Source organism: Desulfonatronum zhilinae (assembly GCF_900182865.1).
GTDB classification, from domain to species: Bacteria; Desulfobacterota; Desulfovibrionia; order Desulfovibrionales; family Desulfonatronaceae; genus Desulfonatronum; species Desulfonatronum lacustre.
The window spans coordinates 18559-45010 of the sequence record NZ_FXUJ01000026.1; the positions used below are offsets into that span (position 1 = coordinate 18559).

18 protein-coding genes and 1 tRNA gene are annotated in these 26452 nt (G+C 62.1%); 12 read left to right on the forward strand and 7 right to left on the reverse strand.

Features of this window, described 5'->3' with window-relative positions; all coding sequences use genetic code 11:
- The first annotated feature begins 131 nt into the window (after positions 1-131).
- From AC559A_RS16240 to pabB, 6 genes are all read left to right on the forward strand, one after another.
- Positions 132-1238, forward strand: a complete 1107-nt coding sequence (locus AC559A_RS16240; RefSeq protein WP_498818756.1) for an ABC transporter substrate-binding protein — start codon at positions 132-134, stop codon at positions 1236-1238.
- 7 nt (positions 1239-1245) lie between these two features.
- Positions 1246-3693 (forward strand): response regulator, encoded by a 2448-nt coding sequence (locus tag AC559A_RS16245; RefSeq protein ID WP_498818758.1) that lies wholly within the window; start codon positions 1246-1248, stop codon positions 3691-3693.
- Positions 3694-3712: 19 nt separating this feature from the next.
- Positions 3713-6451, forward strand: a complete 2739-nt coding sequence (locus tag AC559A_RS16250) for a hybrid sensor histidine kinase/response regulator (protein WP_498818760.1) — start codon at positions 3713-3715, stop codon at positions 6449-6451.
- Positions 6448-7722 carry a sensor histidine kinase gene (locus AC559A_RS16255; protein WP_498818761.1) on the forward strand — a complete coding sequence of 425 codons (1275 nt, stop codon included), beginning with the start codon at positions 6448-6450 and terminating at the stop codon, positions 7720-7722. The genes AC559A_RS16250 and AC559A_RS16255 overlap by 4 nt, the downstream gene beginning before the upstream one ends.
- Entirely contained in the window at positions 7722-8972 is a 1251-nt protein-coding gene (locus tag AC559A_RS16260; RefSeq protein WP_498818763.1) for a hybrid sensor histidine kinase/response regulator, read from the forward strand. Before AC559A_RS16255 ends, AC559A_RS16260 begins: the two co-directional genes overlap by 1 nt.
- A gap of 96 nt (positions 8973-9068) precedes the next feature.
- Positions 9069-10874 (forward strand): aminodeoxychorismate synthase component I, encoded by a 1806-nt coding sequence (gene pabB, locus AC559A_RS16265; protein WP_498818765.1) that lies wholly within the window; start codon positions 9069-9071, stop codon positions 10872-10874.
- 57 nt (positions 10875-10931) lie between these two features.
- Here pabB and AC559A_RS16270 read toward each other — a convergent pair whose 3' ends face one another.
- Together AC559A_RS16270 and AC559A_RS16275 are read right to left on the reverse strand one after the other, a co-directional pair.
- On the reverse strand, positions 10932-11327 hold the full coding sequence (locus tag AC559A_RS16270) for a type II toxin-antitoxin system VapC family toxin (protein ID WP_498818766.1): 396 nt from the start codon (positions 11325-11327) through the stop codon (positions 10932-10934).
- Positions 11324-11566, reverse strand: coding sequence for an antitoxin (locus AC559A_RS16275; RefSeq protein ID WP_498818768.1), 243 nt, complete (start codon positions 11564-11566; stop codon positions 11324-11326). Before AC559A_RS16275 ends, AC559A_RS16270 begins: the two co-directional genes overlap by 4 nt.
- 156 nt (positions 11567-11722) lie before the next feature.
- Between AC559A_RS16275 and AC559A_RS16280 the strand changes: the two genes are divergently transcribed.
- From AC559A_RS16280 to tsaA, 4 genes are all read left to right on the forward strand, one after another.
- A complete protein-coding gene (locus AC559A_RS16280; protein WP_498818769.1) occupies positions 11723-12082 on the forward strand; it encodes an ArsR/SmtB family transcription factor in 360 nt (119 codons plus the stop codon).
- Positions 12083-12183: 101 nt separating this feature from the next.
- Positions 12184-13323 carry an SO_0444 family Cu/Zn efflux transporter gene (locus AC559A_RS16285; protein WP_498818771.1) on the forward strand — a complete coding sequence of 380 codons (1140 nt, stop codon included), beginning with the start codon at positions 12184-12186 and terminating at the stop codon, positions 13321-13323.
- 131 nt (positions 13324-13454) lie between these two features.
- Positions 13455-13961 carry a hypothetical protein gene (locus tag AC559A_RS16290; RefSeq protein ID WP_498818772.1) on the forward strand — a complete coding sequence of 169 codons (507 nt, stop codon included), beginning with the start codon at positions 13455-13457 and terminating at the stop codon, positions 13959-13961.
- Positions 13962-14002: 41 nt separating this feature from the next.
- On the forward strand, positions 14003-14479 hold the full coding sequence (gene tsaA / locus AC559A_RS16295; RefSeq protein WP_028572029.1) for a tRNA (N6-threonylcarbamoyladenosine(37)-N6)-methyltransferase TrmO: 477 nt from the start codon (positions 14003-14005) through the stop codon (positions 14477-14479).
- A 236-nt stretch (positions 14480-14715) separates the two neighbouring features.
- Here the strand turns inward: tsaA and AC559A_RS16300 are convergent, their stop codons facing one another.
- Genes AC559A_RS16300 through AC559A_RS16320 form a run of 5 tightly spaced genes read right to left on the reverse strand, consistent with a single transcriptional unit; the run spans position 14716 to position 24147 of the window.
- Positions 14716-18423, reverse strand: a complete 3708-nt coding sequence (locus AC559A_RS16300; protein ID WP_498818773.1) for a PD-(D/E)XK nuclease family protein — start codon at positions 18421-18423, stop codon at positions 14716-14718.
- Positions 18423-21083: a UvrD-helicase domain-containing protein gene (locus AC559A_RS16305; protein WP_498818774.1), complete on the reverse strand. Its 2661-nt coding sequence runs from the start codon at positions 21081-21083 to the stop codon at positions 18423-18425. Before AC559A_RS16305 ends, AC559A_RS16300 begins: the two co-directional genes overlap by 1 nt.
- A gap of 29 nt (positions 21084-21112) precedes the next feature.
- Positions 21113-21820, reverse strand: coding sequence for a hypothetical protein (locus AC559A_RS16310; protein WP_498818775.1), 708 nt, complete (start codon positions 21818-21820; stop codon positions 21113-21115).
- Positions 21821-21839: 19 nt separating this feature from the next.
- Positions 21840-22661, reverse strand: coding sequence for a DUF362 domain-containing protein (locus AC559A_RS16315; protein ID WP_498818777.1), 822 nt, complete (start codon positions 22659-22661; stop codon positions 21840-21842).
- Complete coding sequence (locus tag AC559A_RS16320) at positions 22654-24147, reverse strand: MFS transporter (RefSeq protein WP_498818778.1); 1494 nt, start codon at positions 24145-24147, stop codon at positions 22654-22656. Before AC559A_RS16320 ends, AC559A_RS16315 begins: the two co-directional genes overlap by 8 nt.
- A gap of 335 nt (positions 24148-24482) precedes the next feature.
- Here AC559A_RS16320 and AC559A_RS16325 point away from each other — a divergent pair.
- Both AC559A_RS16325 and AC559A_RS16330 read left to right on the forward strand, forming a co-directional pair.
- Positions 24483-24572, forward strand: a tRNA-Ser gene (locus tag AC559A_RS16325).
- Between the two features lie 285 nt (positions 24573-24857).
- The gene (locus tag AC559A_RS16330) at positions 24858-26045 is read left to right on the forward strand and encodes a tyrosine-type recombinase/integrase (protein WP_498818779.1); all 1188 of its coding nucleotides are present in this window, start codon (positions 24858-24860) and stop codon (positions 26043-26045) included.
- Positions 26046-26452: the final 407 nt, after the last annotated feature.

Genomic DNA, 26452 nt, shown 5'->3' on the forward strand with positions numbered 1-26452 from the left:
TTCAATGACGTACTTGTTTTTCTCGATTTCGATACCGATTTCGATCTGACTCCAAATGTGAAGTCGACCTGATAGTGCATTTTGGAAGCAAAAAGGAATAAGCGACTGGCCGGGCAAGTGAGGAGGAGAGAATGAAGGATCGTTCAGCAATCTTCGGCGGTGTTTGGCGCATGCTGGCCCTGGCCGCATGCTGGTTTTTGGGCCTGGGCCTTGGCGGTTGCACCGAGTCCCCGGAGCGGGAAGTGGCGGTTCAGCCCGGGGACGGGCCGACCCGGCTGGTGCTCTACAACTGGGAGGACTACCTGGGCCGGGATACGTTGGACCAGTTTCAGCGGGCCACGGGCATTGAGGTGGAACTGCGCACCTATGAAGATGAAGAGGAGATGATCGGCGCGATGTTGTCCGGTTCGCTGGAGGCGGATTTGATCATTCTCAGCGAAAGCGTGGCCAGTGAACTGGTCAGAGGCCGGGTTCTCGCGCCGTTGAACAGGGAACTCCTGCCCAATCTGCGGCATGTCGAGCCTGAAGCCCTCGCCAAGCTGCATGTCGGAGGGGAAGGCTACAAGGCCCCGTATCTGATGGGCTACACCGGGGTGGTGGTCAACACCCGCCACTTCGACCGGTCTCCTGATTCCTGGTCCGTGCTCTGGGAGCCGAGCCTTGCCGGCCGGGTGGCCATGCTCAACAATCCCTTCGAGGTCATCGGCGCGGCCAGTCTGTTGCTGGGGTATCCGCTCAACCCCGAACCCGAGCATCTGGACGAGGTCCGCGACGCGCTGCTGGAGCAGCGCCCCCTGCTGGCGGGCTATCTGCACGACACGGAGATTCTGAACAAAATGGCCTCCGGAGAGCTTTGGGCCGCGCAGAGCTACAGCAACGACGCCCTGATGGCCCTGGAGGAAAACCCGGACCTGGCCTTCGGATTTCCCCTGGAAGGCTGCGCGGCCTGGGTGGACGTGTTCGTGGTGCCCGTGTTGGCCCGTAACGCGGAGGCGGCCCATGCCTTCATCAATTTCGTGCACACCCCGGAAATCATGGCCGAGATCGCCAGTGAACTCTGGTCCGCCACACCCAATCTGGCGGCCCGTGAATTCATCGACCCCGAGGTTCTGGAATCCCCGGTGGTCCATCCGCCGCGAAGTGTTCGGGAGCGTTGCACGTATTTCGGTGACTTCGGCTCATCGGAGTCGGTGAGTTCGCGGATGAAGCTCTGGGCCGAGCTGCTGTCCGGGATGTGAGAACAAGATGGCACTGCGCACCAAGGTTCTGCTCCTTTTTTTGCTGGTCGGCCTGACGCCCCTGGGAATTCTGGGCGGCTTCTCCCTGCTGCGGGTGGACGACGCGGTCCGTTCGTCCACCCAAATGCAGTTGGCGTCCCTGGCCACGGAAGTGGGGCGGGAGATCCAGCGGGCCGTGAACGAGGCCTGCAACGCCATTTATCTGCTGGCGGAAAATCCCGTGCTCGTCTCGGAACGGGCGACCATGGACGAACTGGCGGCGGAGTTGGGCAAGGCGGATCGGTTTTATCCCATGATCCTGGATCTGACGCTGCTGGACCTGAACGGCGAGGTGCGGGCCTCGGTTCACCATTCGTATCGGGGCGCCTGGGCCGCCACGTCGTGGTTTCAGGGAGCACGTGAAGGGGACCGCTTGGTTTCCAACGTCCATGCCCAGCTCCATCCCTACCAGGTGGTGATGACCGTGGCGGTTCCGGTAAAGGTGTTCGAAGACGGTCCCGTTCAGGGCGTTTTGGTCGGCCAGATCGCCATGGAGCGGATCGGGGAGATCGTGAGCCAGGTATCCTTTGGTTCGGAAGGGCGGACCCGGCTGGTGGACCACCGGGGGGTGGTGGTGGCTTCCAGCTTCTCGGACGATGAAGTGCTGCGGCTGTCGCCCCTGATGGATTTGGTCGGTCCTCTGGCTGAAAAGGAAAGCTGGGTGGGGCATATTGTCACGGACCTGGAGAAGGTGGCCGTGGTCTCGCCCGTGGACGTCGTTTCCCAGGGGTTGATCCAGACCGGCTGGAGCATCGTGCTGACCCAGCCGACGGCCCTGGCCTATCCCGCCCTGGCCCGGTTGCGCATGGGATTGGGCATGAGCGCGTTGCTCTCCCTGGTCATGGTCGTCATGCTGGCCGCGTTACTCAGCGGGCATGTCAAGCGTCGGATATCCACCCTGGTCCAGGCCACCCGCGGGCTGGGCCAAGGGGTGTTCGACGTTCCGTTGCCCGACCTGGGCCGCGATGAGATTGGCGAACTGGGCCGGGCCTTGAACCGAACCGCGGACGCTCTGGCCGCTTCGGACCAGGAAATCAAGCATTATCAAGCCCACCTGCAGGAGCTGGTGGACAGCCGGACCGCTGATTTTCAGGCAGCCAACGAGTACTTGCGACGGGAAGTGGAGGAACGGCGTCGGGTCGAGGAGGAACGGGAGCGGCTGGGAGAGCAGTTGCGCCAATCCCAGAAAATGGAGGCCGTGGGCACCCTGGCCGGAGGCATTGCCCACGACTTCAACAACATGCTCCAAGCCATTTCCAGCCATGTCCAACTGCTGCGAATGTCCTGCGGCGACGTTTGTCCAACCAATTGCCGGGAGTCCGTCCGAACGGGGTTGAATCGCATCGCTCAGACCGTGAACAGGGCCACGGAACTGGTGCAGCGGTTGCTGACCTTCAGTCGGAGAGGAGAGTCGCGGCGGATACGGCACAATCTGAACGACGATACCCGGGACGTGGTGGCGCTGCTCGGGCGCACCCTGCCGCACACGATCCGGATCGAGATCGATGCCGATCCGAATCTGGCCGACGTTTCCGCGGACCCGGTGCAGATGGAGCAGGTCCTGGTCAATCTGGCCAACAACGCCCGGGACGCCATGCCCGAGGGGGGGGACCTGCGGCTGGAAACCCGGAACGTGGAGTTGAGCCCGGAACAGGCCGCCGCATACCTGGGGCTGTCGCCGGGACCGCATGTCCGGTTGGCCGTGTCCGACACCGGGGCCGGAATGGATGCAACGACGCTGCGACACATTTTCGAACCTTTTTTCACCACCAAGGAAGTGGGCAAAGGCACCGGTCTGGGATTGTCCATGGTCTACGGGATCGTGCGGGATCACGAGGGCATGATTGCCTGCGCCAGCCAAACGGGCAAGGGGACGACTTTCACCATGCTGCTGCCGGCCCTGGAGCCGGTTCGGGACGCCGCCCCGGATAGTCCGGAGGAATCCTTGGGAGGTGCCGAAGCGGATCCGCAGGCCGGGTCCGAGGCGTTCCGCACGTCCTCCGCGGGGGTGAAGATCCTGATGGTGGACGACGAGGAGATGATCCGGGAAGTGACCGCGGAACTGCTGACCGCCCACGGCTACGAGGTCTTCCAGGCCGCGGACGGCCTGGAAGCCCTGGAGGTGCATGCCCGGGAGAGGATCGATCTGGTGATCACGGACGTGGGCATGCCGGGCATGGGCGGCGAGGCCCTGCTGCTGGCGTTGCGGGAACGGGACCCGAAGGTCAAGGTCATCATATCCAGCGGCTATGTCGGTGTCCGGGACAACGGAGAACTGCGAAAAGCCTCGGGGATGCTCACCAAGCCGTACAAACTGGAGGAATTGCTGGGAATGGTGCGGGGACTGCTGGAGGAGAAGCATGAAGAGGCTGCTCGGCAATCGGACAAAACGGCCTCGCCTGACACCAGTCGGTAACCGGATAAACTTGAACAGTATGCGACTCCAATCCAAAACCCTCGCCTTGTTCGTCGCCTCCGGCGCGATAATCCTGCTGATCGTGGGCGTGGTCCAGTTCATGGCCCTCAAGGAGCGGACCTTCGCGGCCATCGAGTACCAGATGGGCAAGCAGTTGGAGCATCTGGACTTCGCCTTGACCCGGTTCGTCAAGGACGTGGAGAACGACCTGCTGATTCTGGCCGTGGACGCTCGGGTACGCACGCCCCACGACGCGGAGTTCACCAGCTTTCTCGACGCGGATGAAGCGACCTTTGAGTACCGGATCGGTTGGCGGGAGCAGGAGATCATCGACCTCTTCCAGACGTTCCGCCATTACCACCCCCACGTCAACTCCGTGTACATGGGCCGCGAGAACGGCAGTTTCGTCCGTTCCCATCCACGGGAGCGGCCCACCCGCTACGATCCCCGGGACCGGCTTTGGTACATGCTGGCCAAAGGGCATCCGGACGCGGTGATGCGCACTCCGCCGTACCGCTCCGTGACCACTCCGGACGTGAACATCGGGGTGGTCACGCCGCTTTTGGACGAGTTCGGGAGATTTTTCGGCGTGGTCGGCGCGGACCTCACCCTGGCCGACCTCACGGATTACGTGACTGCCTTTTCCCTGAGCCACGAAGGACAAACCCTGCTCCTGGACGAGATGGGCATGGTGCTGGCCGCCCCGGACCGGGAAATGCTTTTCGCCAACGTGCGCGAGTTGTTCGCGGACGGTGAACGGCTGGCATTGGCCGAGCCCGGAGCGCATCTGGTGCTGAATGCGGAGGATCGACTCCAGGACCGGCTGCACGCCTACGTCCATCCCTCTCCGGCCACTGGTTGGACTCTGGTGGCCCTGCTTGATGATCGAAAAATCCAGAAGGACATCCGGGATGCCGTGACCGTCAACCTGTGGTTCCTGGGCGCGGCCATCGGCCTGCTGAGCCTGGCTACTCTTGTCGGCCTGTACGCCTCCATTCTCTCTCCGTTGCGGACCCTGACCCGCGGCACCCAGCATGTCCGGGAAAGCGGGGACCTGCGGTACCGGTTCTCCGTCCACAGTCGGGACGAGATTCGGGAACTGGCCGAGGCCTTTAATCAATTGCTCGAGGCCGTGCAGGCAGCCGAAGCTCAGCTCGAAGGGTCCAGGGAGGCCCTGGAACGCGAGCGCAACCTGCTGGACGAGCGGGTCAAGGCGCGGACCCGTGAGTTGGAAGAGTTGAATCAGAGTCTGGTGCGGGAGGTCGACGTGCGGATGCGTGCCGAGGAGGCCGCTGCCGAGGCCAATACGGCAAAAAGTCTGTTTCTGGCCAACATGAGCCACGAGATCCGCACGCCGTTGAACGCCATCCTGGGCTTCACCCAGTTGCTGCTGCGGGATCCGCAGCTCGGGCCGGACCAGCGGCGCTCGGTGCGGACCGTGTATCGAAGCGGCGAGCATTTGTTGCTGTTGCTCAACGACATTCTGGAAATGTCCAAGATCGAAGCCGGGAAGATCGTCCTCAGCGAGGAGGATTTTGATCTGTATGCCCTGGTGGAGGACCTGGAAGCGATGTTTGGAGTCCTGGCCCGGAAAAAAGGGTTGTCCCTGGAGGTCGTTCCGGACCCGGAGCTGCCGCGCTGGGTTCGGGGCGACGAACAGAAGCTGCACCAGGTGCTGAACAATCTGTTGGGCAATGCGGTCAAGTTTACGGATCAAGGCGGGGTGGTGCTCCGGATAACAAGCCGTGCCTCGGAGTCCGCAAAGGATGCAGGGGCCGAGGCGATTGCCCCGGACGCCTTATTGTTGGCCGTGGAAGTGGAGGACACCGGGCCGGGCATTCCGGAAGCAGCGCAACGATCTATCTTTTCCCACTTCGAGCAGCTTGTGTCGGGCAGCGGCATGAAGGGCGGCACCGGCCTCGGTCTGGCCATCGCCAAGGCCTACGTGGAACTGATGGGCGGGGATATCGACGTGCAAAGCCGGGTCGGCCGGGGCTGCACGTTTCGGCTTACTGTCCGGGTCGGCCCGGGAATACCGGGCGCGAGCCGGGCTCGGGAGCGCCAGGGCCGGGTGGCCGTGCTGAAGCCCGGCCAGGGCGAGGTGCGCGTTCTGGTGGTGGACGACAACCAGGCCAACCGGGAAATCCTGGTGCGCATGCTGGAACAGGCCGGATTCACCGTGCATGAGGCCGCGGACGGCGAGCAGGCCAGCCGGGTCTACGATCAATGGCGACCGGCTCTCGTCCTGCTGGACATGATCATGCCGGTGATGGACGGGTTCGGGGTTCTGCGGCATATTCAGGACCGGGACGGTCAGGATTCGCCCCCGGTCATCGCGGTCACGGCCAGCGTGCTGATGGCCGAAAAGGAACGGGTTCTGGCCGCCGGGGCCGTGGCGTTCCTGAAAAAGCCGTTCAAGGTCGATGAACTGTTCGGCCTGCTGCGGGAACATCTGGACGTGGAATTTGAGGAGGACGACCAGAGCCCGGACGCTGACACAGTCGGGCCGGGAAGCGGTCCGGGGACGCAAACGGCGGAGCGCCCTTCCGTGAATGCGGAGCAACTTGCCGGTTTGCCGCCGGATTTGCTGGAGGTCCTGACCGAGGCGGCCTGGAGTCTGGACATGGACGCTTTGCGGGAGATTTGCACCCGGATCGACCAGGAGCATCCGGATTTGGTCGCGGGGATACTCTATTTGGTGGATAACTATCTATTCGATGAACTGCAACGTCTTTTTGAGCCGGAGAAAGCGTCGTGAACGAATCCGCAGCCTCATCCATCCTGATCGTGGACGATGTCGCGGCCAACCTGCATCTGTTGTCCGGGATGCTCAAGGACCAAGGGTTCAAGGTCCGGCCGGCCACATCCGGAGCCATGGCCCTGGAGGCGGCCCGGCGTCTGCCGCCGGACCTGGTCCTTTTGGACATCAACATGCCGGGCATGGACGGCTTCGAGGTCTGCCGACGGTTGAAGGCGGACCAAGCCTTGGCGGACATCCCGGTGTTGTTCATCAGCGCCCTGGAAGACGCGGCGGACAAGGTCCGGGCTTTCGAAGCGGGAGGTCGGGACTACATCACCAAGCCTTTTCACGTGGAGGAGGTGCTGGCCAGGGTCCGCACTCATCTGGCCCTGCGCCACGTCCAACATGATCTGACGCAGCGGAACAAGACCCTGCAAAAGACCTTGGATCAGCTCAAAAAGGCCCAGAACCAGCTTGTTTTGTCGGAGAAGATGGCCGCGCTGGGGGTTTTGGCCGCGGGGGTGGCGCATGAAATTAACAATCCGTTGAATTTCGTGAAAAACAGTTGCCATGGGCTGGAAAAAGATATCGCCGATCTGATCGCCCTGGTGGATCATTGCCGCCGGGTCATGACCGGGGAACAGCAGGCCGCGTTGGCGGATTTCGAAAAGCGGATGGACTATTCCACCTTGAGGGAGGAGATTCCCGAACTGCTGGCCCATATTTTTGAAGGATTGTGGCGGGCCGAGGACATCGTGCGCTGCCTGCGCGTCTTTTCCCGTTCAGACGACGCCCGGACCCTGGATATCGATCTCAACGAACTGGTTGATTCCGCGTTGGTCATGCTGCACAATCGCTACAAGACGCAGGTCGACGTATGCAGGGATTTTCATCCATTGCCATCGATTCCAGGCAATTACGGTCAGCTCAGCCAAGTGGTGGTCAATCTGCTGAACAACGCTATCGACGCCGTGGAATCTCTGGAGGACCGGGCCCGGCGACGGGTCACCCTGACTACCGAAGTCCGTGACCGCGCGGGCAAGAGTTATGCCGTGCTGCGTGTCGCCGACGCCGGTCCGGGGATTCATCCGGACATCCGGGGTCGGATTTTTGATCCCTTTTTCACCACCAAGTCGGTGGGCAAGGGGACCGGGCTCGGGCTGTACATCTGCGCCAATCTGGCACGGGAACATCACGGCTTCCTGGAGGTCGACGAAGAGGTCGACGAAGAGGTCGCCGAAGGTGCCGCGTTTATGCTGTATTTGCCGATAACTCCGGAGGAAAACTGATGCTGGCCTTGAGCGATTCCGAAAAGCCGATCGTCCTCTACGTGGACGACGAGTCCGAAAATCTGCGCAGTTTCAAGGCGTTGTTTCGGCGCGACTACGACATCCGTCTGGCCGAGTCGGCCCAGGAAGCCCTGAATATCCTGCGCAAAGAGGAGGTTCACGTCCTGGTGACCGACCAGCGAATGCCGGAAATGTCCGGGACGGTCCTGTTGGAGCAGGTGGCTGGTGAATTTCCCAACGTGTTGCGCTACATGCTCACGGGTTACAGCGACTACGACCCGCTGGTGGACGCCATCAATAAGGGCAGGGTCCAGGGATATTTCAACAAGCCGCTGAACCCGCCGGAGTTTTTGGAACGGATCCAAAAGGGGCTGGAGATCATGCTCTTGCGCGAGCGCAACGAGCAACTCCTGGTGGATTTGCGCCGGGCCAAGGAGGTCGCGGAACTGGCCAATCAAGCCAAGGGCGAGTTTCTGGCCAACATGAGCCATGAAATCCGCACGCCGCTGAACGGCGTTATCGGGGCCATGCAGATATTGCTGGACACCAATCTGGATGAGCGCCAGCAGCAGTTCGTGGTCCTGGCTGGAAACAGCGCGGACCGGCTGACGAACCTGCTTTCCGACATCCTGACTCTCTGCGACATGGAAGCCGGTCAGCTGGTTGTCCACTCCAGGGAGTTCCGGGCCCAAAAGCTTCTGGAATCCATGGACGGTCTGTTTGGGCTGGCGGCCAAGGAAAAGGGGCTTGCCCTGACGTCGGCCCTGGATTCCGTTCTGCCGCTGTTTTTGATCGGCGACGAGATCCGGGTGCGTCAGATCCTGTTCAACCTGGTGGGCAACGCCTTGAAATATACGGAGCAGGGCGAAGTGCGACTGGAGATCGCCCTGGACGAGCGGGAGGACGACAAGCGGTGCCGGGTTCGGTTCACCATCGCTGACACGGGCGTCGGTATTCCGGAAAACAAGCTTCAAGACGTCCTGGAACCCTTTCGTCAGGTGGATGGGTCCTATTCCCGGAAACATCAGGGAGCCGGCCTGGGGCTGACCATCGTGCACCGTTTGGTCCGCCTGCTGGGCGGGGAGATCGCCATCCGAAGCGTCGTGGACCAGGGAACGACCGTTGACGTGGTCCTGTCGTTTCAGATTTCCGAGAGACAGCTCGAAGAACAGGACATGGACCGGGATGAGGGGGCGGGCGCTTTGCACATTCAATGCTCCTCCTGTTCTCCTCGGAATGTTCGACCCTGAAGCAGGCCCCGGAAACAAGCCCCAAACCAAGACTGGCCCGTCGGCAATCCTCGGCGACATCACAACGAACCGTTTCCTTTCCCGACTTCTGAAATCATGTCCTCCTCATGGCGGGAACAAAACGTCGTCCTGTTGTGGGACGCTTCATCCCGCTCCTGGTTGGGCTTTCGACGGCCCCTGGAAGTGATCCGGGTCACGGATTTCCTTCAGGTTCGGTCTTCTTTGGAACGGATTCAGCGCCTGACGATCGAAAAAGGCCTGTACGCCGCCGGGTTCGTGACCTACGAGGCCGCCCCGGCCTTTGATTCCGCGCTGCGGGTTTGCCCTCGAACCAAGGACGGTCCGCCGCTGCTCTGGTTTGGGATCTACGAGCGGGTTGAGCGGGTCGCGTCCCGTGATGTCCTGGGGGGCGAAGGTCCTGGGTTTGCTTCGTCGGACTGGTCGCCGTCCATTTCCGAATCCGGCTATCGGGAGGCCCTCGGGAGCATCAGGGAGCATTTGCGGGTGGGGGACTGCTACCAGGTCAACTTCACTTTTCGATTGCGAACCGACTTTTCCGTGGATCCCTGGGATTATTTTCGAACCGTCTGCCGGGATCAGCCCCCGGCCCACGCCGCCTTTGTCCGCCTGCCGAACTGGGCGGCATGCAGTTTCTCGCCGGAGCGATTCTTCGCTCTGGACGGCGAGGAGATCGTTTCCGAGCCGATGAAGGGCACCCGGCCCCGGGGACGGACCCTGGAGGACGACCTGGCCCTGGCCGGGGAGCTGGGCCGGTCGCCCAAGGACCGGGCCGAGAACGTGATGATCACGGACATGGTCCGCAATGATTTAGGCCGGATCGCCGAAACCGGCAGCGTCGAGGTGGACGACCTGTGCCGGGTGGAGAAGCACGCCACGGTCTGGCAGATGGTCTCCACGGTCCGGGCGCGGACAAAGCGTTCGCTGACGGATATCTTCGCGGCCCTTTTCCCTCCGGCCTCCATCACCGGCGCACCCAAGGCCGCCAGCATGGGCATCATCGCCGACCTGGAATCCGACCCTCGCGGGCTCTATACCGGCTGTATCGGATACGTGGGGCCGAAGGCGACGCGTTCAGCCTCTGGAAGCAAGCCGGAACTCCGGGCCGCGTTCAACGTGGCCATCCGCACGGTATTGGTGGACCAGCGTCGGAACCGGGCCGAATACGGTGTCGGCGGAGGGATCGTCTGGGATTCGGACGCCCGGGGCGAGTACGCGGAGTGTCGGACCAAGGCCGAGGTTTTGCATCGGCGGACGCCGGAATTCCGGCTCCTGGAAACCATGCTCTGGACCCCGGAGCAAGGGTATGTGCTGTTGGAACGGCACTTGGCCCGGCTGGGCGCTTCGGCCGAGTATTTTGATTTTCCCCTGGACGTGCAGCTGATCCGTGATCGACTGGACGTGCTGTCCGCGGGATTTGGCCAAAAATCACAAATGGTCCGCCTGCTTCTGGACAAGGACGGGGTCGTTGCCCTGGAACATCTCCCCCCGCCATCGCCGTCCTCCGTCCCCCTTCGCGTGACCCTGGCCTCGTCGGCGGTGGATTCCTCGGACATCTTCCTTTACCACAAGACCTCCCATCGCCATATTTACGCCCAGGCCCTGGCCGCGAACCCCGGCTTCGGCGACGTCCTGCTGCAAAACGAGCGCGGCGAACTCACCGAATCCACCCGGGCGAATCTGGCGGTCAACCTGGACGGCGTCCTCTGGACCCCGCCGATCCGATGCGGTCTCCTGGGCGGGACGCTGCGGGCCGAAATGCTGGAGCGGGGCGAGCTGAAGGAACGGGTGCTTCGGCCGGAGGACCTGCACGGGGCCGAGCGGGTCGTGCTGCTTAATTCGGTGCGGGGAGTGTATGACGTGGTGGTTTCGGGCGGGCATTGAACCAACACCGAAATATTCAGAGTATGGGGTGAGGAGGGGGCACAAAAGCCAAGGCGGTTATTCGTTCAGCCAGTCTTCGAGCCGAAATCCATGCACCCTTTCGAACTCTCGGCGATTGTTCGTTATCAGCGTCAGTCCGCGAGCCATGGCTTGTCCGGCGATGAGTACGTCGTAGGGTCCGATGGGCGTTCCTTGCGCCGAAAGCGTTGCACGGATTTCACCCGCACGCCGGGCGTCTTCTGTGTCGAAAGAAAGGATATTGAAGCGTAGGGAGGAGACTCTTTCCCGGTTCTCGGTCACGCGACGGCTCTTGTACGCTCCGTAATACAACTCATGGATGACAATGGCTGGTACGCCAAAATCCGTCGGGCGATGACGTCGCATACGTTCCAAAAAGATCGGTTCGCCTTTGAACAGAGTGATAATCGAGTTGGTATCCAGAAGGTATTTCATGTGAAATACTCCAACTCATCCCGAGGTTGCTCTTCGGGCTGTTCTCCAAGAGCATCCTCGAAATCCGCATCCACCGGGCCGACAACCTGCGTCAGCCATGACCAATCGTCGGCAATAGGTTCCAGGATGACCGCGTTGCCGCTTCGACGGATACGCACTTCCCCACCTTCGAAGCGATATTGCTTGGGCAAGCGAATTGCCTGTGATCGACCGGACCAGAAGATTTTTGCCGTTTCCATGGTATGTCTCCAAGTTGATATATGGCAAAAAGATATATCTTGGCCTTTGGTAATGCAAGCAGGAAACGGGTGAGTCGGAGCTTACCTGAAGGTCATGAGGATTATGGCCAAAAAACTGAGAAAACTGACGATTAAGAACGTCTTATCGAGGTAGGCATGGATCAGCGGCTGGATGACGTTTGCGGCGAGGTGTGCGTCCATGATGACGCGGTGCGGCGGGTGACGAGACGGATGGTTCCGGATGAGACTCTCCTGCGGATGGCCGAGCTGTTCAAGGCCATGGGCGAACCCGCCCGGGTGCGCATCCTGGAGGCCTTGAGCATTTCCGAATTGTGCGTCTGCGACCTGGCCGAGCTGCTGTCCATGAGTTCATCGGCGGTGTCTCACCAGCTGCGCGTGCTGCGCACGGCCCGCATCGTCAAGTATCGCAAGGATGGCAAGAACGTGATCTACAGCCTGGACGACGCGCATATCCTGGGCTTGCTCAAGCAGGCCGAGGAGCATGTGGCGGAATAGCGGGTTGAATTAATGGTCCAGCCTTTGAAGGGAGGGCACTTTTCTCTTGAACATCTGAACATATTGTCATATGTTCATTTCAAGCGTTTTTGGAGGTGAACATGGACTGGGTGTTTCAAGTGGTGCAGGCCGGGTGGGACGTGCTCGTGGCCTCGGCGCCGTACATGCTTTTGGGGTTTTTCTTCGCCGGGTTGCTCAAGGCCTTTTTGCCGGACGATCTGGTGGCCAGGCATCTGGGAACTTCGTCGTTCCGGGGTCTGATCAAGGCCGCGGCTGTGGGCGTGCCCATCCCGCTGTGCAGTTGCGGGGTATTGCCCACTGCCGCGGGCCTGCGTCGTCAGGGTGCTGCCAAGGGGCCTACCGCGGCCTTTCTGATCTCCACGCCCGAGACGGGCGTGGATTCCATGGCCGTAACCTGGGCCCTGCTGGACCCTTTCATGACCGTTATCCGGCCTTTGTCCGCCTTTTTCACGGCCGTGGTAACCGGGACCCTGGTTCAGTCTTTGGATCGGAGCAGAGAACCGTCCGCCTTGCCTTCGGTTGCTCCTTCTCTCAGTTCGTTTCCAACCTCGTCCTTGTCCTCGTCTTCGTGCCTGGGCGGGTCAGGATGCGGTTGCTCTCCGATGCAGCCTCAAAGTCGGACTCTTAACCAACCTTCGGCTGAAGTCTCCCCTCTTTACCGCTTGCGCACGGGCATGGCTTTTGCCTTCGGCGATCTGTTCCGGGACATTGCCCCGTGGTTTCTGTTGGGAGTGCTCGTTGCCGGAGGGATCTCCGTGTGGCTCACGCCGGAGATGGTCTCCAGGTGGCTGGGAAATCCCGTGCTGGCCATGGTGGCCATGCTGGTGATTTCCGTGCCGCTGTATGTCTGCGCCACGGCTTCCACGCCCATTGCCGCGGCCTTGGTGCTCAAGGGCCTGAACCCGGGAGCGGCCCTGGTCTTCCTGCTGGCCGGTCCGGCGGTCAATGCCGCGGCCTTGACCGTGATCGGTAAAATCCTGGGTCGGCGGGCCACGGTGATCTACGTGGCCGGGATCATGTTTTGCACCTTGGGTCTGGGACTGTTGGTGGACTGGGTTTACGGCCAAACTGATTTTATGGTCGGCGTCCTGGGGCATTGGCGCATCGGCGCGGAGGAAGAGGAGGGGAGGCTCGTGGGCGTGGCCTCCGCCGTGATTCTTTTGGCGTTGTTTGCCTGGAGATGGGTGGCGGGAGCTGCGTCTTCGCGAGGGGAACGATGATTCCGCCAGGCGCCGCGTTTTTGCAATCTGTTCAGTGCTTGATTCGCATAGGAGGATGAGGCTATCGGAAGTCCTGGCATCACTCTGTTCAATTTGAAATTCCCCAGCTGACCTTTTCCAGGAGAGACGAAATGAAAAAAAGTCTGATCTCATTGAGCTTCCTGATCCTGTTGACGGGATGTTCCCACTTGAGCGTCAAGCACCTGCCGCGGAATCAACTTGTCCCGAACCAAACCGACGTCATTTCGCTGGACTTCTGGGATTTTCATTATCTGGCTCGGGTGGAGGGCGATCGGTATAGCGTTACCGGAAAGGCCCTGCCGAATACCAGAGTCTGGCCCGGACTGGCTCAGTGGTTTCAGGACTTGGATTTTTCCGCGTACATCAGTGATGAGCAAGGAATCGTGCTGGCCCGGGATCGCAATTCCTATCTGGTGCGACGGATGGTCCCGGAGGGAGTGGACTTTTCCTTTGCCATCCCCCTCGAAGCCGTTCCCGCGGACACAGAGACGTTCTTGACCTTCGGATACCGCATGACCCTGACGGAAGGCGAATTTCAAGCGGCCCCTCGCCGGGGTGATTCGTTTTCCAGTGATGTGGATGTCTTTTCGGCTCAGCAGGGCCCCGTGCCCAGGTAGCCTTTTTGTACGCCATGTTTTTTCTTGGGAGAGCTGAAACAATGACGGAAATACATCCCATTGGACTGATTCGCAGTCCGTTCAAGGAGTTGAGCGGCATGCCGATTCAGCCCGCCGGAGCGGCGGGGGTGCGGGGAACGGTGGAGATATCGGAGGAATACCAAGCCGGGTTGAAGGACCTGGACGGGTTTTCCCACCTTATTCTGCTGTACCGCTTTCATGGCAGCCAGGGGTTTTCTCTGGAGGTCGTGCCGTTCATGGACACCGTCCCCCGCGGCCTGTTCGCCACCCGGGCGCCCAAGCGGCCCAACTCCATCGGTCTGTCCATCGTGGAACTGGACCGGATCGAAAACGGCGTGCTGCATATCCGGAACGTGGACATCCTCGACGGCACCCCGCTTCTGGACATCAAGCCGTATGTCCCGGAATTCGACTCCCATCCCCAGGCCCGGGCCGGCTGGCTGGAAACGCCGGGGAAGACCGTGGCCGAGCGAAGGTCGGATGGTCGGTTCAAGTAGACGGGGGGGAGGGTATTCAAGCGCCAGCATGGCCAGAGCCACGCCATCCGTTATACAAAGCCTTATACCATTTCTAATTCAAAGCTTCTCTTTCGGTATCGGGGTCGGTATCGGTATCGGCATCGGGGTCGAATTAGGATTATTGGCGAACAAACAGTATCGATCCCGATCCCGACGCCGACCCCGATACCTGCATTTTCTCAAGCGAAAAACGCATTGCCGAAGCAGAATTGGTATTATTCCTCCAAAGCCCAGGGACAGGTAATCCGCCAGGGGCAGGAGGGGCAGGTTCCAGGTTGGGTGGCGGGGGAGAACAGGGGGGCTTCCAGGATGTGGCGGCCAACCCATTCCAGGATCGTGGGAAGGCCTTGGTCCTGCCAGTCCAGGAAGCGGTGCCGCAGGTGTTCGACCTCGTCTTTTCTGCCTGGTTTGGTCAGCGGAACGAAGCGCTTTCGAGCCTGCCATTCTCCGAGATGCACGTAGCCGCACAGGGCCGGCGCGGCGTGAAGAAAGAGGTAGCCGGGCAGTTGCGGATCAGGGAGGTGGGTGTTGACCAGGACCAGTCCTTCGTGGGCTGCGGCCTCGTCGCCCGGTGAAAGGTCGGTCAATTCGCCCGCCAGTTCGTCCAGGCGATGGATGTTCAACGGGTTGCGCCGGGAAGCGCCGCCGGTCTTGTAGTCCAGAATCATGGGAATGCTCAGCAACGGGTCCATGTCGATCCGATCCAGCCTGCCGCGCAGCACGATTTTCGCGGCGGTTCCGGGCAGGGGACGTTGGACCGGTTGTTCCACGGCCAGGAGGTGGACCGGCTGGTCGGATTGACGCAGGTAGTTGCGCAGCAGTTCTTGCAGCAGCCGGGTCTGGAGGAACCGGGCCGCCGGGGTCAGGGGAGCCTCCCGCAAATGGGCGGGGGCCAGCTCGGCCCAGAGGTCGTCGAACCCGGCCAGGAGATCTCCGGGGACCACGGTGGTTCCCACATGGGGCCGGAACAGCCGCTCCAGGATGTCGTGGGCCAGCCGGCCCATGACCGCGGCACCGGGGTCGCTCCGCGGGTCGGGCCGGGGCGGGAAGGCGGCCACCTCTTCCTTGAAGAAGCGCAGCGGGCAACGCAGGTAGGTTTGCAGCGCGGACAGGGACAGACCCCGTTCCAGACGCCGGGCCAGACGTTCGGCCAGGGCCGCCTTTTCCGGCGGGCGACCCGGCGACAGGCTCAGGTCCAGGTCCAGGGCCACTCGGGAAACGCTTCCCTGCAGCAGCCTGCCCGCGGCCTTTTCCCAGTCCCAGAGCTCCCGCTCCCAATACCGGCTGGGCATGGTCCGGCCTTCCAGCGGATTGGGGGACATGCCCTGGCGGCTGTAGAGGCGAACCTCCCCGGCCGAGACCATCAAACGCCGCAAATGGAAGTGGATGATCCGCTCCTCGGCATAGCCCGGCGGCAGTCCCAGGGCCGGGCGCAGGGCCTCGGGCAGCAGGGGGTTGGGCGCGGCGGTCCGGGGCAGAACCCCTTCCACGCATTCCAGCACGATCACCCTGTCGAAGCACAACAGCCGACTTTCCAGGAGTCCCATCACCTGCCAGGGCGTGAGCGGCTCCCCGCTGAACGGGATGCGCTCCAGGCCGAGGCAATTCCAGAACACGCTCCACAGGGCCGCCGGAGGAAGTGGACGGTCCCGGCTCAGGGTCTGCTCCAGGTTCGGAAGAACTTTGGAATACAGCGCATGGACCGCGTGCATTTCCAGCACCGAGGGAGCCCGTTCCCGCACCTGGAGGGCCTCCAGGAGGCGCAGCAGGAATGCGCGCAGTTCCTCCAGGGTGGTCAGGTCCAAGGCCTCGTGAAAAAGGGCCGCGAATCCGGCCATACTGGATGCCGCGAAGCCCGCGGAATCGGTTTCCGGCTGCCCGCCTTCAAGCTTGCCCGCATATTTGTCCCCGTCTTCGTCCCCGTCTTCGTCCACGACCTCATGCACATCCTCGACGTCCACTGCAACGCACTCCCCAAGCAGTTCCGCCAGAGCCGCTGAATCCAGAAAGGCATGACCTCGTCCCTGGATCAGGCGGCGCAGACGGGCCAACCCTCCGCCGGGCAACAGCCGTCGTACCCAGGGATTCTGCCAGAGGTCCAGGTAGTCCCGGCTGGCCGGTCCCACGCCGGTGAGCCGTCCGTCCCGGGCCATGCGGGTCAGGGTGTGCAGGAGCAGGCCCAGGGCCGAGCGTTCCAGGGGCAGGCCCAGGGTGATGTTCACCTCCTTGTCCGTGGGCAGATGGGCCAGCACGGGCCGCAGCAGGGCAGGATCGGGCAGGATCACGGCCACCCGGTCGTTTTGGTCCCAGGACGCGGCATCCTCGGCCAGACGGCGCAACTCGGAGTGCAGGTCATGAGCCAGGATGAAGGTGGGGGCCAAACCCTGGGCCAAATCCTGGGCCAAATCCTGGGTCTGGCCTGGTTCAGTCTGGGCCTCGGGCGCGAAATCCCAGTCCAGATCGGCCTTCCAGGCCGCGGCCCAGCGCCGCAAGGGTTCGGGCAGGGGCCGGTCGGCCTGCCACCAGAGTTCCGCTCCGGCCTGGCGCAGGGACTGGACCAGGTCGGCCTCGGTCCGGGTCAGGGCGAACAGGCCGCAGAGGTAGGTCGGGCGGGACTGCTCCTTTGGAAGGAGGCTTGGTTGGATTCGTGCGGCCAAGGTCGCGGGAGTCGTCAGGTTGCGGTCCGCGAGACGTTCGTGGAACGCGGTCTGGACCGCTCCCAGGTCGGCCAGCAGCCGTGCGGCCGTTTCCGGCAGGTCGTCCGGAGGATGGTCCAGGGCCAGGGCCGTGATCCGCTCCCGGTCCAGTTCGTCCAGAACCTGGGCCAAACGCAGGCCCCAGGGGAGAAACCGATGCCAGGGCGTCGACTCCCGTCCGTTTTTCAGATTGATGTCGATTTCGTGCAGCAGCCAGGCCTGGTCCAACGGGGTGGCCACGGCCGGAGGATCGTCCGAGGCCAGGCAGGCTTGGCGCAAAATCCAGTCTTCCAGACTGGAGCAGCGCGGAGGCAGAAAGGGCGCGCCCAGGGATCGGGCCAGGGCCTGATGCAGATAGATGCGCGGTCGACGATGGGGGAAGATGACCTGGATCTTGGCCATGGCCAAGAAGGGGGCGTCGGCGCAGCGGGCCCTGAGGTGGTCATGAAGCAGGGCGATGGGGTCGGCACGCAGGGGCAGGACGCGAATGGGGGGCGGGCCATGATCGTCGGGTGGCTCGGGAGTCAGGGCCTCGAGAGTCAGAGCTTCGGGCAACGCGGAGGTCGGGCATCCCGACGCTTCAGGGGCCGACGTCTCGCCGTGTCGTGGTTGCACGGGCGGGAGCGTGACCACCTCGGCCTGCTCCAGGTTGACCAGGGCGCCGTGGCATTCCCGGCCCAGCAGGTCGGCCAGCAGGCGTTGGTAAGAGCGGACCTGGGCCCGGTCCGCGTCCGGGTCGCCGACGCCCAGCTTGAAGTCCAGCACCCAGGCCGTGCCGTCCGGCAGCAGGACCAATCGGTCCACCCGGACCACGGTATGCGGCGCGGCGGCGGACGAGCCGTGGGGATGGGCCGGGGCTGGGACGTGGCCCGAAACCTGGGCCAAAACCTGGGCCGGAATCACGATTTCCTGTTCCGCCAGGGCCAGGGCCGTTTCGGAGAAGAGTTCGACCATCAGGGGATGGGCCAGGGTCCGGACCATGGCCGAGGCCAGCGGGGCCAGGTCCAACCGGGCCGGATGCACGCCCAGCAGGGCGCGGGCCTGACGCAGGCGACGGGTCACCGCGGTCTGACAGGTTTTTCCGGGGGCGATCTCACCGGGCCCGAACAGGGCCAGGGCCTGATGGGCCACGTCGCCGTGCAGTCGGCGCGAGGTCGCGGCCGGGTCGGTCCAGGACGAGGCGTCCGGAGGGGCCAGCAGCAGATGGGGAAACAGGGGTCTGGGCATTACGTGAATGGGGTGGAATGGTTGGCCGTCAGAGCCCGCAGCCAGTCCGCGGCTCGGGAGCCCTTGGAACTTTTGCCCTCGGGCAGGAACAGGCGAAGGCTCTCCCGGGCCCTGGTCAGGGCCACGTAGAGCAGGTTCAGCTCCTCGGCCATGGAGTGGACTTGCTCCCGGTCCATGATCCGGGCCACCTCGTCGGCCCGGGGCTTGGTCGTGGAGACCAGTCCCGGTCGGCCGTCCTCGGTGGGCAGAAGCAGATGCGCCGGACGGTTTTTTTCGCCATAGCCCAGCAGGGGCAGAAAGACATGGGGAAACTCCAGGCCCTTGGCCTTGTGCACCGTCATCACCCGCACCGCGGCCAGGCCCTCGGGCAGCCCGACCACGCAGGACCCGGCGTTCTCCTCCCAGAACGCCAGAAAGGCGGACAGGGTGGCCTGGCCCTGGGTTTCGGCCTGGAAGGCCGTTTCCAGCAGTTTTTCCACCCAGGCCCACTGGCCCAGGGGCAGCTCGCGCAACCGGAAATGGGCCACGGCGGTCAGCAGCAGTTCATAGGCCCCGGCTAGGCCGGCCAGTTCCCAGAAGGGTTGAAGGTGTCCGGCCCAGAACTCCGGCTGCTCTTTCTGGAGTCGGAGGGAGAGGGGGCGGGCGGCCACGGTGTCCTTGGGCTGGTCGTCGCTTGTCCGGAGCAGCGTGGTTATGTCTGGGACGTCATCGGCACATTCCCGGAAGAGGAGAGGATTGCAACACAGGGCGTACAACGCGGCGTCGTCGCCGGGGTGGTCCAGCCAGGTCAGCAGGGCCAGCAGGCCGCGCACCGCGGGATGCGCGGAGATGACCAGGCTTTGCTCGGTGATGGTCGGGATATCCGCGGCCAGCAGGGCGGCGGCGCAAGACTTGGCTTCCTTGTTGGTCCGGACCAGAACCGCGATCCCGCCCAGATCGGTGGAGTCCTCGCGTAGAGCCAGGACCTGGGCGGTCAGGGTTTCCAGGGCCAGGGCCGTGTACGCCTCGGTTCCGCCCTCCAGGTCGTCCGTGGGGATGTCGGTGATCCGGACCGCGCCGACGCAGTCCTTCCAGGGGGTCTGGGCCGCTTCGGCGTAAAGGGCCGCCGCCGTGGCGGCCAGCAGGGCCCGGGACTCGTCCTTGTCCGTGGCCGGGATCATGGCCTGGGCCAGATTCGCGCTGGGTTCCGGCTGTTCCAGGGGCGCGAATCGGGCATTGATCCAGTTCACGACCTCCGGGCAGGAGCGGCGATTAAAGGGCAGGACCGTGCGCAGGCGGTTTTCCGGGGCCACGTTGGGCAGCACCGCCGGATCCAGCGGCTCGAAGAACAGCCGCCAGTCCCCGCCGCGCCAGCGGTAGATGGCCTGCTTCACGTCGCCGACGCAGAACAGGCTTCCGCCTTCGGCCAGGGCTTCCAGGGCCAGTTCCCGGAGCACGTCCCATTGCTCCCGGCTGGTGTCCTGGAATTCGTCGATGAGCAGATGATTCCAGCGCAGGCCGAGGATCAAGGCCGCCTCCTGGAGCAGGTCGCCCTGGGCGAGATGCAGGCGGATCAATCGGGTCCACCAGCCTCCGGGCAACAGCCCCTGGGTACGGCCCAGCCGGTCCAGTTCCAGGTTGACCACGTGGTGCAGCCGGGCCAGGGGAGCGACCGACAGCCTGGCCCGGGTCAGGAGAAAGGCGTTCCTGGTCCGGCGGAGCGCCTGGTAGGCATCCCAGGCCTGGGACAGGTCCGGGTTGGCCCAGGCGGGCTTGTTGAACAGCTCCTCGGGCGCGATCTTCTCGAAAAAGGCGCATTCCAGGTTGCTGCACGGATTGTCCAAAAGTTCCGCGAGTTTTGGGGCTTTGAACCGGGAGACGTGATTCGACAAACCGACGCGCTCCAAGGTGGTGGCCAGTTCCCGGCAGGCTTGCAGAAAGTTGGCCCGGGCCAGGCGCAGATCGTCCAGGGAGGTGACGGCCAAGGGTTCAAATATCTGGTTGAGGTCACGAACCACCCCGGTGACCTGCTCTTCCAGCCAGGGCAGGAAGCGCAGCCCCGTGCGCATCTCCTGGCGCAGGTAGACCTGGAAGATGCCTTCCCAGAGCGCGGAGAGGGATTGAGCGGCTTCCGGGTCGTGACCAGCCGCCTCGGCCGGATTTTCGGTGGAGCCCGAGGGTTGGACCGCGGCTTGGTCCCAGTCCGTTCGAGCCAGCAGGCCTTCCAGGACCACCTTGGCCCAGGCCTCGGAATTGAACCCGGCTTCCAGTTCCGGCCAGAGGTCCATGCGCCGGGCCAGGGTCTGGACCAGTTGAAAGTTCAGGCTGTCGATGGTCTTGACCTGAAAGCGCTGGTATTGATCCAGGATTCGTTCCAGCCAGGCCCCGGCGGCTTCCGGGTCGAGTCCGCTCTGGGCGCGGAGCAGTTGGCCGGACGGGGTCTGGAGGGCGATTTCCTTGAGAAAGGCCACGATCCGGGATTTCATTTCCTGGGCCGCGGCCACGGTGAAGGTCAGGGCCAGGATGTGCCCCAGTCCCGCGACGGACGGTTTGCCGGCCCTGGCCAGGAGTTGCAGGAACCGCAGCCCCAGGCTGTAGGTCTTCCCGGCCCCAGCCGAAGCCTGGACCACAAGGACATGGGGAAACGTCTCGGGAAGGGGAATGTCGGAGTCTCCGGTCATGGCTGGTTTGGATTTGCGGCGACGACGGCTTAGAAGCTGTAGCGCAGGCCGATGGTGTTGGCGTTGTGGCCGCCCTTGAGGTTGCCGAAGGTGCGGAAGGCCCCGGAGCGGTGGTGCAGCCGGTAGAAGATCGCCCACTGGGGGTACTGGGGCAGGGAGAATGCCAGTTCCGGGCCGAGGTAGACCAGCCAGGTCGCGTCGCCGTTTTGGGTTTCTTCCCGGTTCCGTTCGATGCCGATGGAGTTGTGAATCCAGCTCAGGCCGAGGGTGAAGGCCGGTTCGAGGCGCAGGCGATTGAACAGCACGATGCCCCGGTGTCGCAGAGCCGCCCCGGCCCAGATTTCCGCGGACCAGCGACACCCAAACCGCGCGGCAACCCCGACCTCCGGACCCAGGCGCAGGTCGTAGGCCAGGTCGAGCATGTCCCGGGCGTAGGCCAGGGCCACGAGATGGTTTTCCTCAAAATCCACGGACCAAAAGGTGGCCGTATCCCCCATGCTTTGCGTGGTGTATTTCCCGGCATACAGGCTGATGCGATGCGTGAAGTCCGGCGTGGCGGGGAAGGAATACCAGGCAGGGGAGGGTGGCGTGGGTTCGGCTTCGATGCCGTTTTCGTCCGCAAACAGGCTTGGATTATCAATGCTTGCGTGAGAAATAAGGGGCGAGAACAGCAAGGCAAGGAGAAAAGCGGCCTGGAGAAGGCTCTGGGCGGCAAAGCGTAGTGAAGGGCGGGACACGTTTTTTTTCTCGGCGCGGTTATGGTGAATACGAAGCCGGAGCTTCGGCCGAGCCAAGCCGGCCGTGGGCCATCCTGATATGCCCGATGGAGCGCCAATCCAGGCCCAACAGGCCCGCTCCGACAGCGTCCACGGCCACGGGGTCGAACCCGGCCACCAGCTTGTTCACGGGCGGGGAGCAGGTGGCCCCGCCCAGGTGATATTCGGCCAGGCCGACGCTGGCGTCGATGATCGCCAGGTCCGGGGCGCGGTAGCGGTTCAACTCGTAAATGGAGCGCTGCATGTCCGCGTGCAGGGCCGACTTTTTCCAGGAGCCGCCGCGCTGGTAGTGGCTGGGCGGGAGCAGGCCGAGCATGTTTTTCATGGCCAGGGTGACCTGGGCCAGACTGTGCCGCTTAAGTACGGCCACGGAGATCAGCAGTCCGCTGAACGTCGTCTTTGGCAGATAAATTTGCGGAAAAAAACGGCATTCCGGGTCGGATCGACGGGTCAGACGGGCCTGGTTCAGATCCACCATCTCCAGGTCCAGTTCCTCGGCCAAGGCGGCATAGCCCAGGTCGGCGAAGATTTGGCCGGTATTCAGACAGGCGTCTCCGCAGCCCTCGGCCAGGACGATTCTGGCCTTGGAGTGTCGGCGGACATACTCCACCAAAGCTCGGACCATCTCCGGATGGGTGGTCACGGGAAAGGGCGAGGCGTTGACCAGATTGGGCTTGATGATCACCCGCCTGCGACGCTTGAGCACGTCGGGTGCACCCAGGTTGTCCAGCAGGGTGGCCAGGGTGGTGGAGTAGTCCTGGAATTTGAGAACGAGGCAGGGGAGGTGGCGAGGTTCAGGCATAGCGCGACGTTTTGTTGCGGGTTCGACGATGGTCGATGATCCAGGCCGCGATGCCCAGGCCCACGGCCACCAGGAGCAGCAGGGCCAGGAATTGGTAGGCCCCGGCGATGCCCGCGGACAAGGCTTCGGGCGGGACCGCGGCGAAGTCCGTGCGCACGGGTTCCAGGGTAGCGGAGACCACGGAGAGGGTAAAGATGGAGCCGATCATCGGTAGGCCGGTGGTCTGACCAAAGACCCGGGAATAGTTCAGCAGCCCGGAGGCCACGCCCAACCGTTCCAGGGGCACCGCGCCCATGATCGCGCTGTTGTTCGGGGCCTGGAACAGCCCGACCCCCAGGCCCACGGGCAGCACCCGCAACACGAAGCCCCACCACGGCGTATCCAGGCTGAGTGTGCTTACGGCCAGGCAGCCGCTGATCAGGATCAGCAGGCCCAGGAGGCTCAACCCCCGTGGCCCGAAGTGGTCGGAAAGGGCACCGGCGAAAGGGGCCACCAGGCCCATGCTCAAGGGAATGGCCATCATCAACAAGCCCACCTCGCTGGGCGGACGGCCTTGGGCGTACTGGAGGAAAAACGGCATGATGAACCCGGCGGACAGGGAAATGAAGACCAGCAGGGACATGACCAGGTTTATGCTGAACAACGGGTTGCGGAACAGCTTCATGTCGATCATGGGCTGCTGGACGCGGCGTTCCACCAGGATGAAGGCCATCAGCCCAATGGTCGCCACGGCGAGCAGCGATATGCTCATCGGAGCGGAGAAGCCGGTCTTCTGGCCCAGGGTCATGCCCATGGAATAGGCGGCCAGGGTGAGGGCCGCGATGATTGCGCCGGGGATGTCGAAGCGCTGTCCGCCTTGCCTGGGGGGGAGGGCGGGCATGTACTTGGCGATGATCCACTGGGCCGCGATACCCAGGGGCACGTTGATCAGAAAAATCCAGCGCCAGCCGATGAATTCGATGATCAGTCCGCCCAGGGACGGCCCCAGGGCCAACCCCATGGCCACCGTGGCCCCGATCAGGCCGATGGCCCGGCCCCGTCGTGCGGGTGGCGCGAGTTCCGTGACGATGGCGATGCCCAGAGCCTGGCTCATGGCCGCACCCACGCCTTGCAGGGCCCGGAAAAAGATCAGCCAGCCCACGCTGGGCGCCAGCCCGCAAAGCAAAGAGGCCAGGGTGAACAGCCCCAACCCCAGGCTGAAAATACCCTTTTTGCCGCGCATGTCCCCCAGCCGGGAAACCAGCAGCAGCAAGGAGGCCACCACCAGCACGTAGCTCAGGATGACCCATTGCACCGTGGCGAAGTCCGTGTCCAACTGCTTGGCGAGACTGGGCAGGGCCACGTTGACGATGCTCATGTCCAGGGTGGCCATGAACACCATCATGTTCACCCCGATCATGCTCAAAAACGTATACTTCGGCGGTTCGTGGAAGGAAGGGGCGAAGGGAGCGGCTTGGCCCATGGTGGTTTTTGGGGGGCTGGACATAAAGGAGCGTCTCTACCAGAGATGCCGCGCAACCTCCAGCGAGTCTATCCCCCTGGCAGGGCGAATCTGTTCTCATCAAAAATCTGATCGCGATCGAAATCGAAATCGAAAAATACTTTATATCATCTCGTTATTATAATAACTTCTTGGATATGGCCTGTTCGATTTCGATCACGATTTCGATTTCGATTTCGATACCGACCTGGATAGCGCGTGAGGATCGAGAACAAATCTGCCTGCCTAAAGCTGTCTTCAAAGCTGTCTTCGAACCTGCCTTCGAAGCTGTCCTGATACTGGACAGAATCCATGTCTCGGTTTACATCGTAACCCCTTACGGAGGGATGGCCGAGTGGTTGAAGGCGGCGGTCTTGAAAACCGCTGACGGGGAAACTCGTCCGGGGGTTCAAATCCCTCTCCCTCCGCCAGAAGTGCATTTTTTAAGGTTCAAAGAGGTTCAAAAATGGTCAAAAAAAGCTTAAAATTACGGAAGGAAAGACTAGATTAAACCTCTTTGAACTTAGTTGATAACAGCCCCCCGACAGGGCTACCAAACCGGATATGCGGCTCGTGATGGAGGCCGCGTATCCGGTTTTTTGTTTAATGCTCGGGAATGAAAAAGGATTTTCGGATTTTTCGTATCCGGTTGATGTGATGGAACTTTTTTCCATCGAACCCCCAGTCACCTTTTTTCAGCCCAACGGAGGTCCAACATGGCGCTGACGGTCAAGCAAATCGAAGCGGCGAAGCCTCGGGAAAAACCCTATGGGTTGAAAGACGACCGGGGGCTGTATCTGCAAGTCACACCTCAGGGAAGCAAGCTTTGGCGGTTCCGGTATTGGCTCGACAAGAAGGAGAACAGGGTTTCCCTGGGCAGTTATCCTGAAATCACCCTGGCAGAGGCCCGAGAAAAGCGCGAAGAGCTTCGCAAGCAGGTTGCGCACAAAATCGACCCCGTAAAGGCCAAGAAGGACGAAACCGAAGCCCGGCGCAACACCTTTTCCGCAGTCGCGGAAGAGTGGTTCGAGAAGTTTTCAACCGTCTGGGCGGATACCCATTCCGAGACGATCCGTGCCCGGCTGGACAAGTACGTCCTCCCCGACATCGGCCACATGCCCGTGGGCTCGGTCCGTGCTCCGGACGTCTTGTCCGTGCTGCGCAAAATCGAACTTCAGGGCCACGGCGAAACCGCAAAACGCGTCCGGCTGATCTGCGGCCAGGTTCTCCGTTTCGCCATCGCTTCCGGCCTGGCCGAGTATGACGTGACCGCCGGTCTGCGCCGCGCACTGGCCCCGGTCAAGCGAGGCAACTTCGCGGCCATTACAGACCCGAACGCCTTCGGCGGGCTGTTGCGGGCCATCGAAGACTACGACGGCCATTTCGTGACCAAGCAGGCCCTCAGGCTGGCCCCTCTGCTGTTCGTCCGACCTGGGGAGTTGCGCACCATGGAGTGGACGGAACTGGATCTGGAAAAGGCCGTCTGGAACATCCCGGCGGAAAAGATGAAGATGAAGCGTCCGCATTTCGTGCCCCTGCCCAAACAGGCCGTGGAGATCCTGAAGGCGACACAGGAACTGACTGGAACCAGCAAGTATGTTTTTCCATCTGCTCGCTCACGGCAACGCCCCATGAGTGAAAACGCGATCACCGCGGCCTTGCGGCGCATGGGCTACACCGGGGACATGATGACCTGTCATGGCTTCCGGGCAAGCGCTTCCACCATGCTCCACGAAAAAGGATACTCCAGCGACATCATTGAGCGACAACTTGCGCACATCGAAAAGAACCAACTGAAGTTTCACGGTTTTTTCACGACTACTGACAGTAGCACTACGGGTGGTTTTTTATTCTGCGCGGCTGTCCGCCAACATGCCTTCGTGCGGCGTCTTGAAAAAAGCTAACAATATCAGATGTCTAGGGGGTAAGCCTTGCTCGCATAACATACTGAAATGATTAGACATTTTTTGAGCGATTTTCTCTAGGATTTCAAAAATAATATTAAAAAACAGTTGCTTGCAGTTGAAAGCGAGACCCCTTCGTGCTATGTTTGTTTTTCCACAAGCAAACAAAACCACTCAGGAGGTCTCGCGTGGAAAACTTACTGCAACTTTTCTCAAAGCTCAAAGGTGAGATCTCCCTGCAAAAAGTCCGGGCAGGCATTCGATTTAACTAAATATTTTGCTTGCATTGTATGCTATAGTAGTGATATTAAGATTTAAAAAACGAGGTCACTGCTATGTTGCGATATAAGAATAGAAATAGGCTAAGCCTTATGGACGATACATTTTGGCTTCCAGGTAAACAGTCA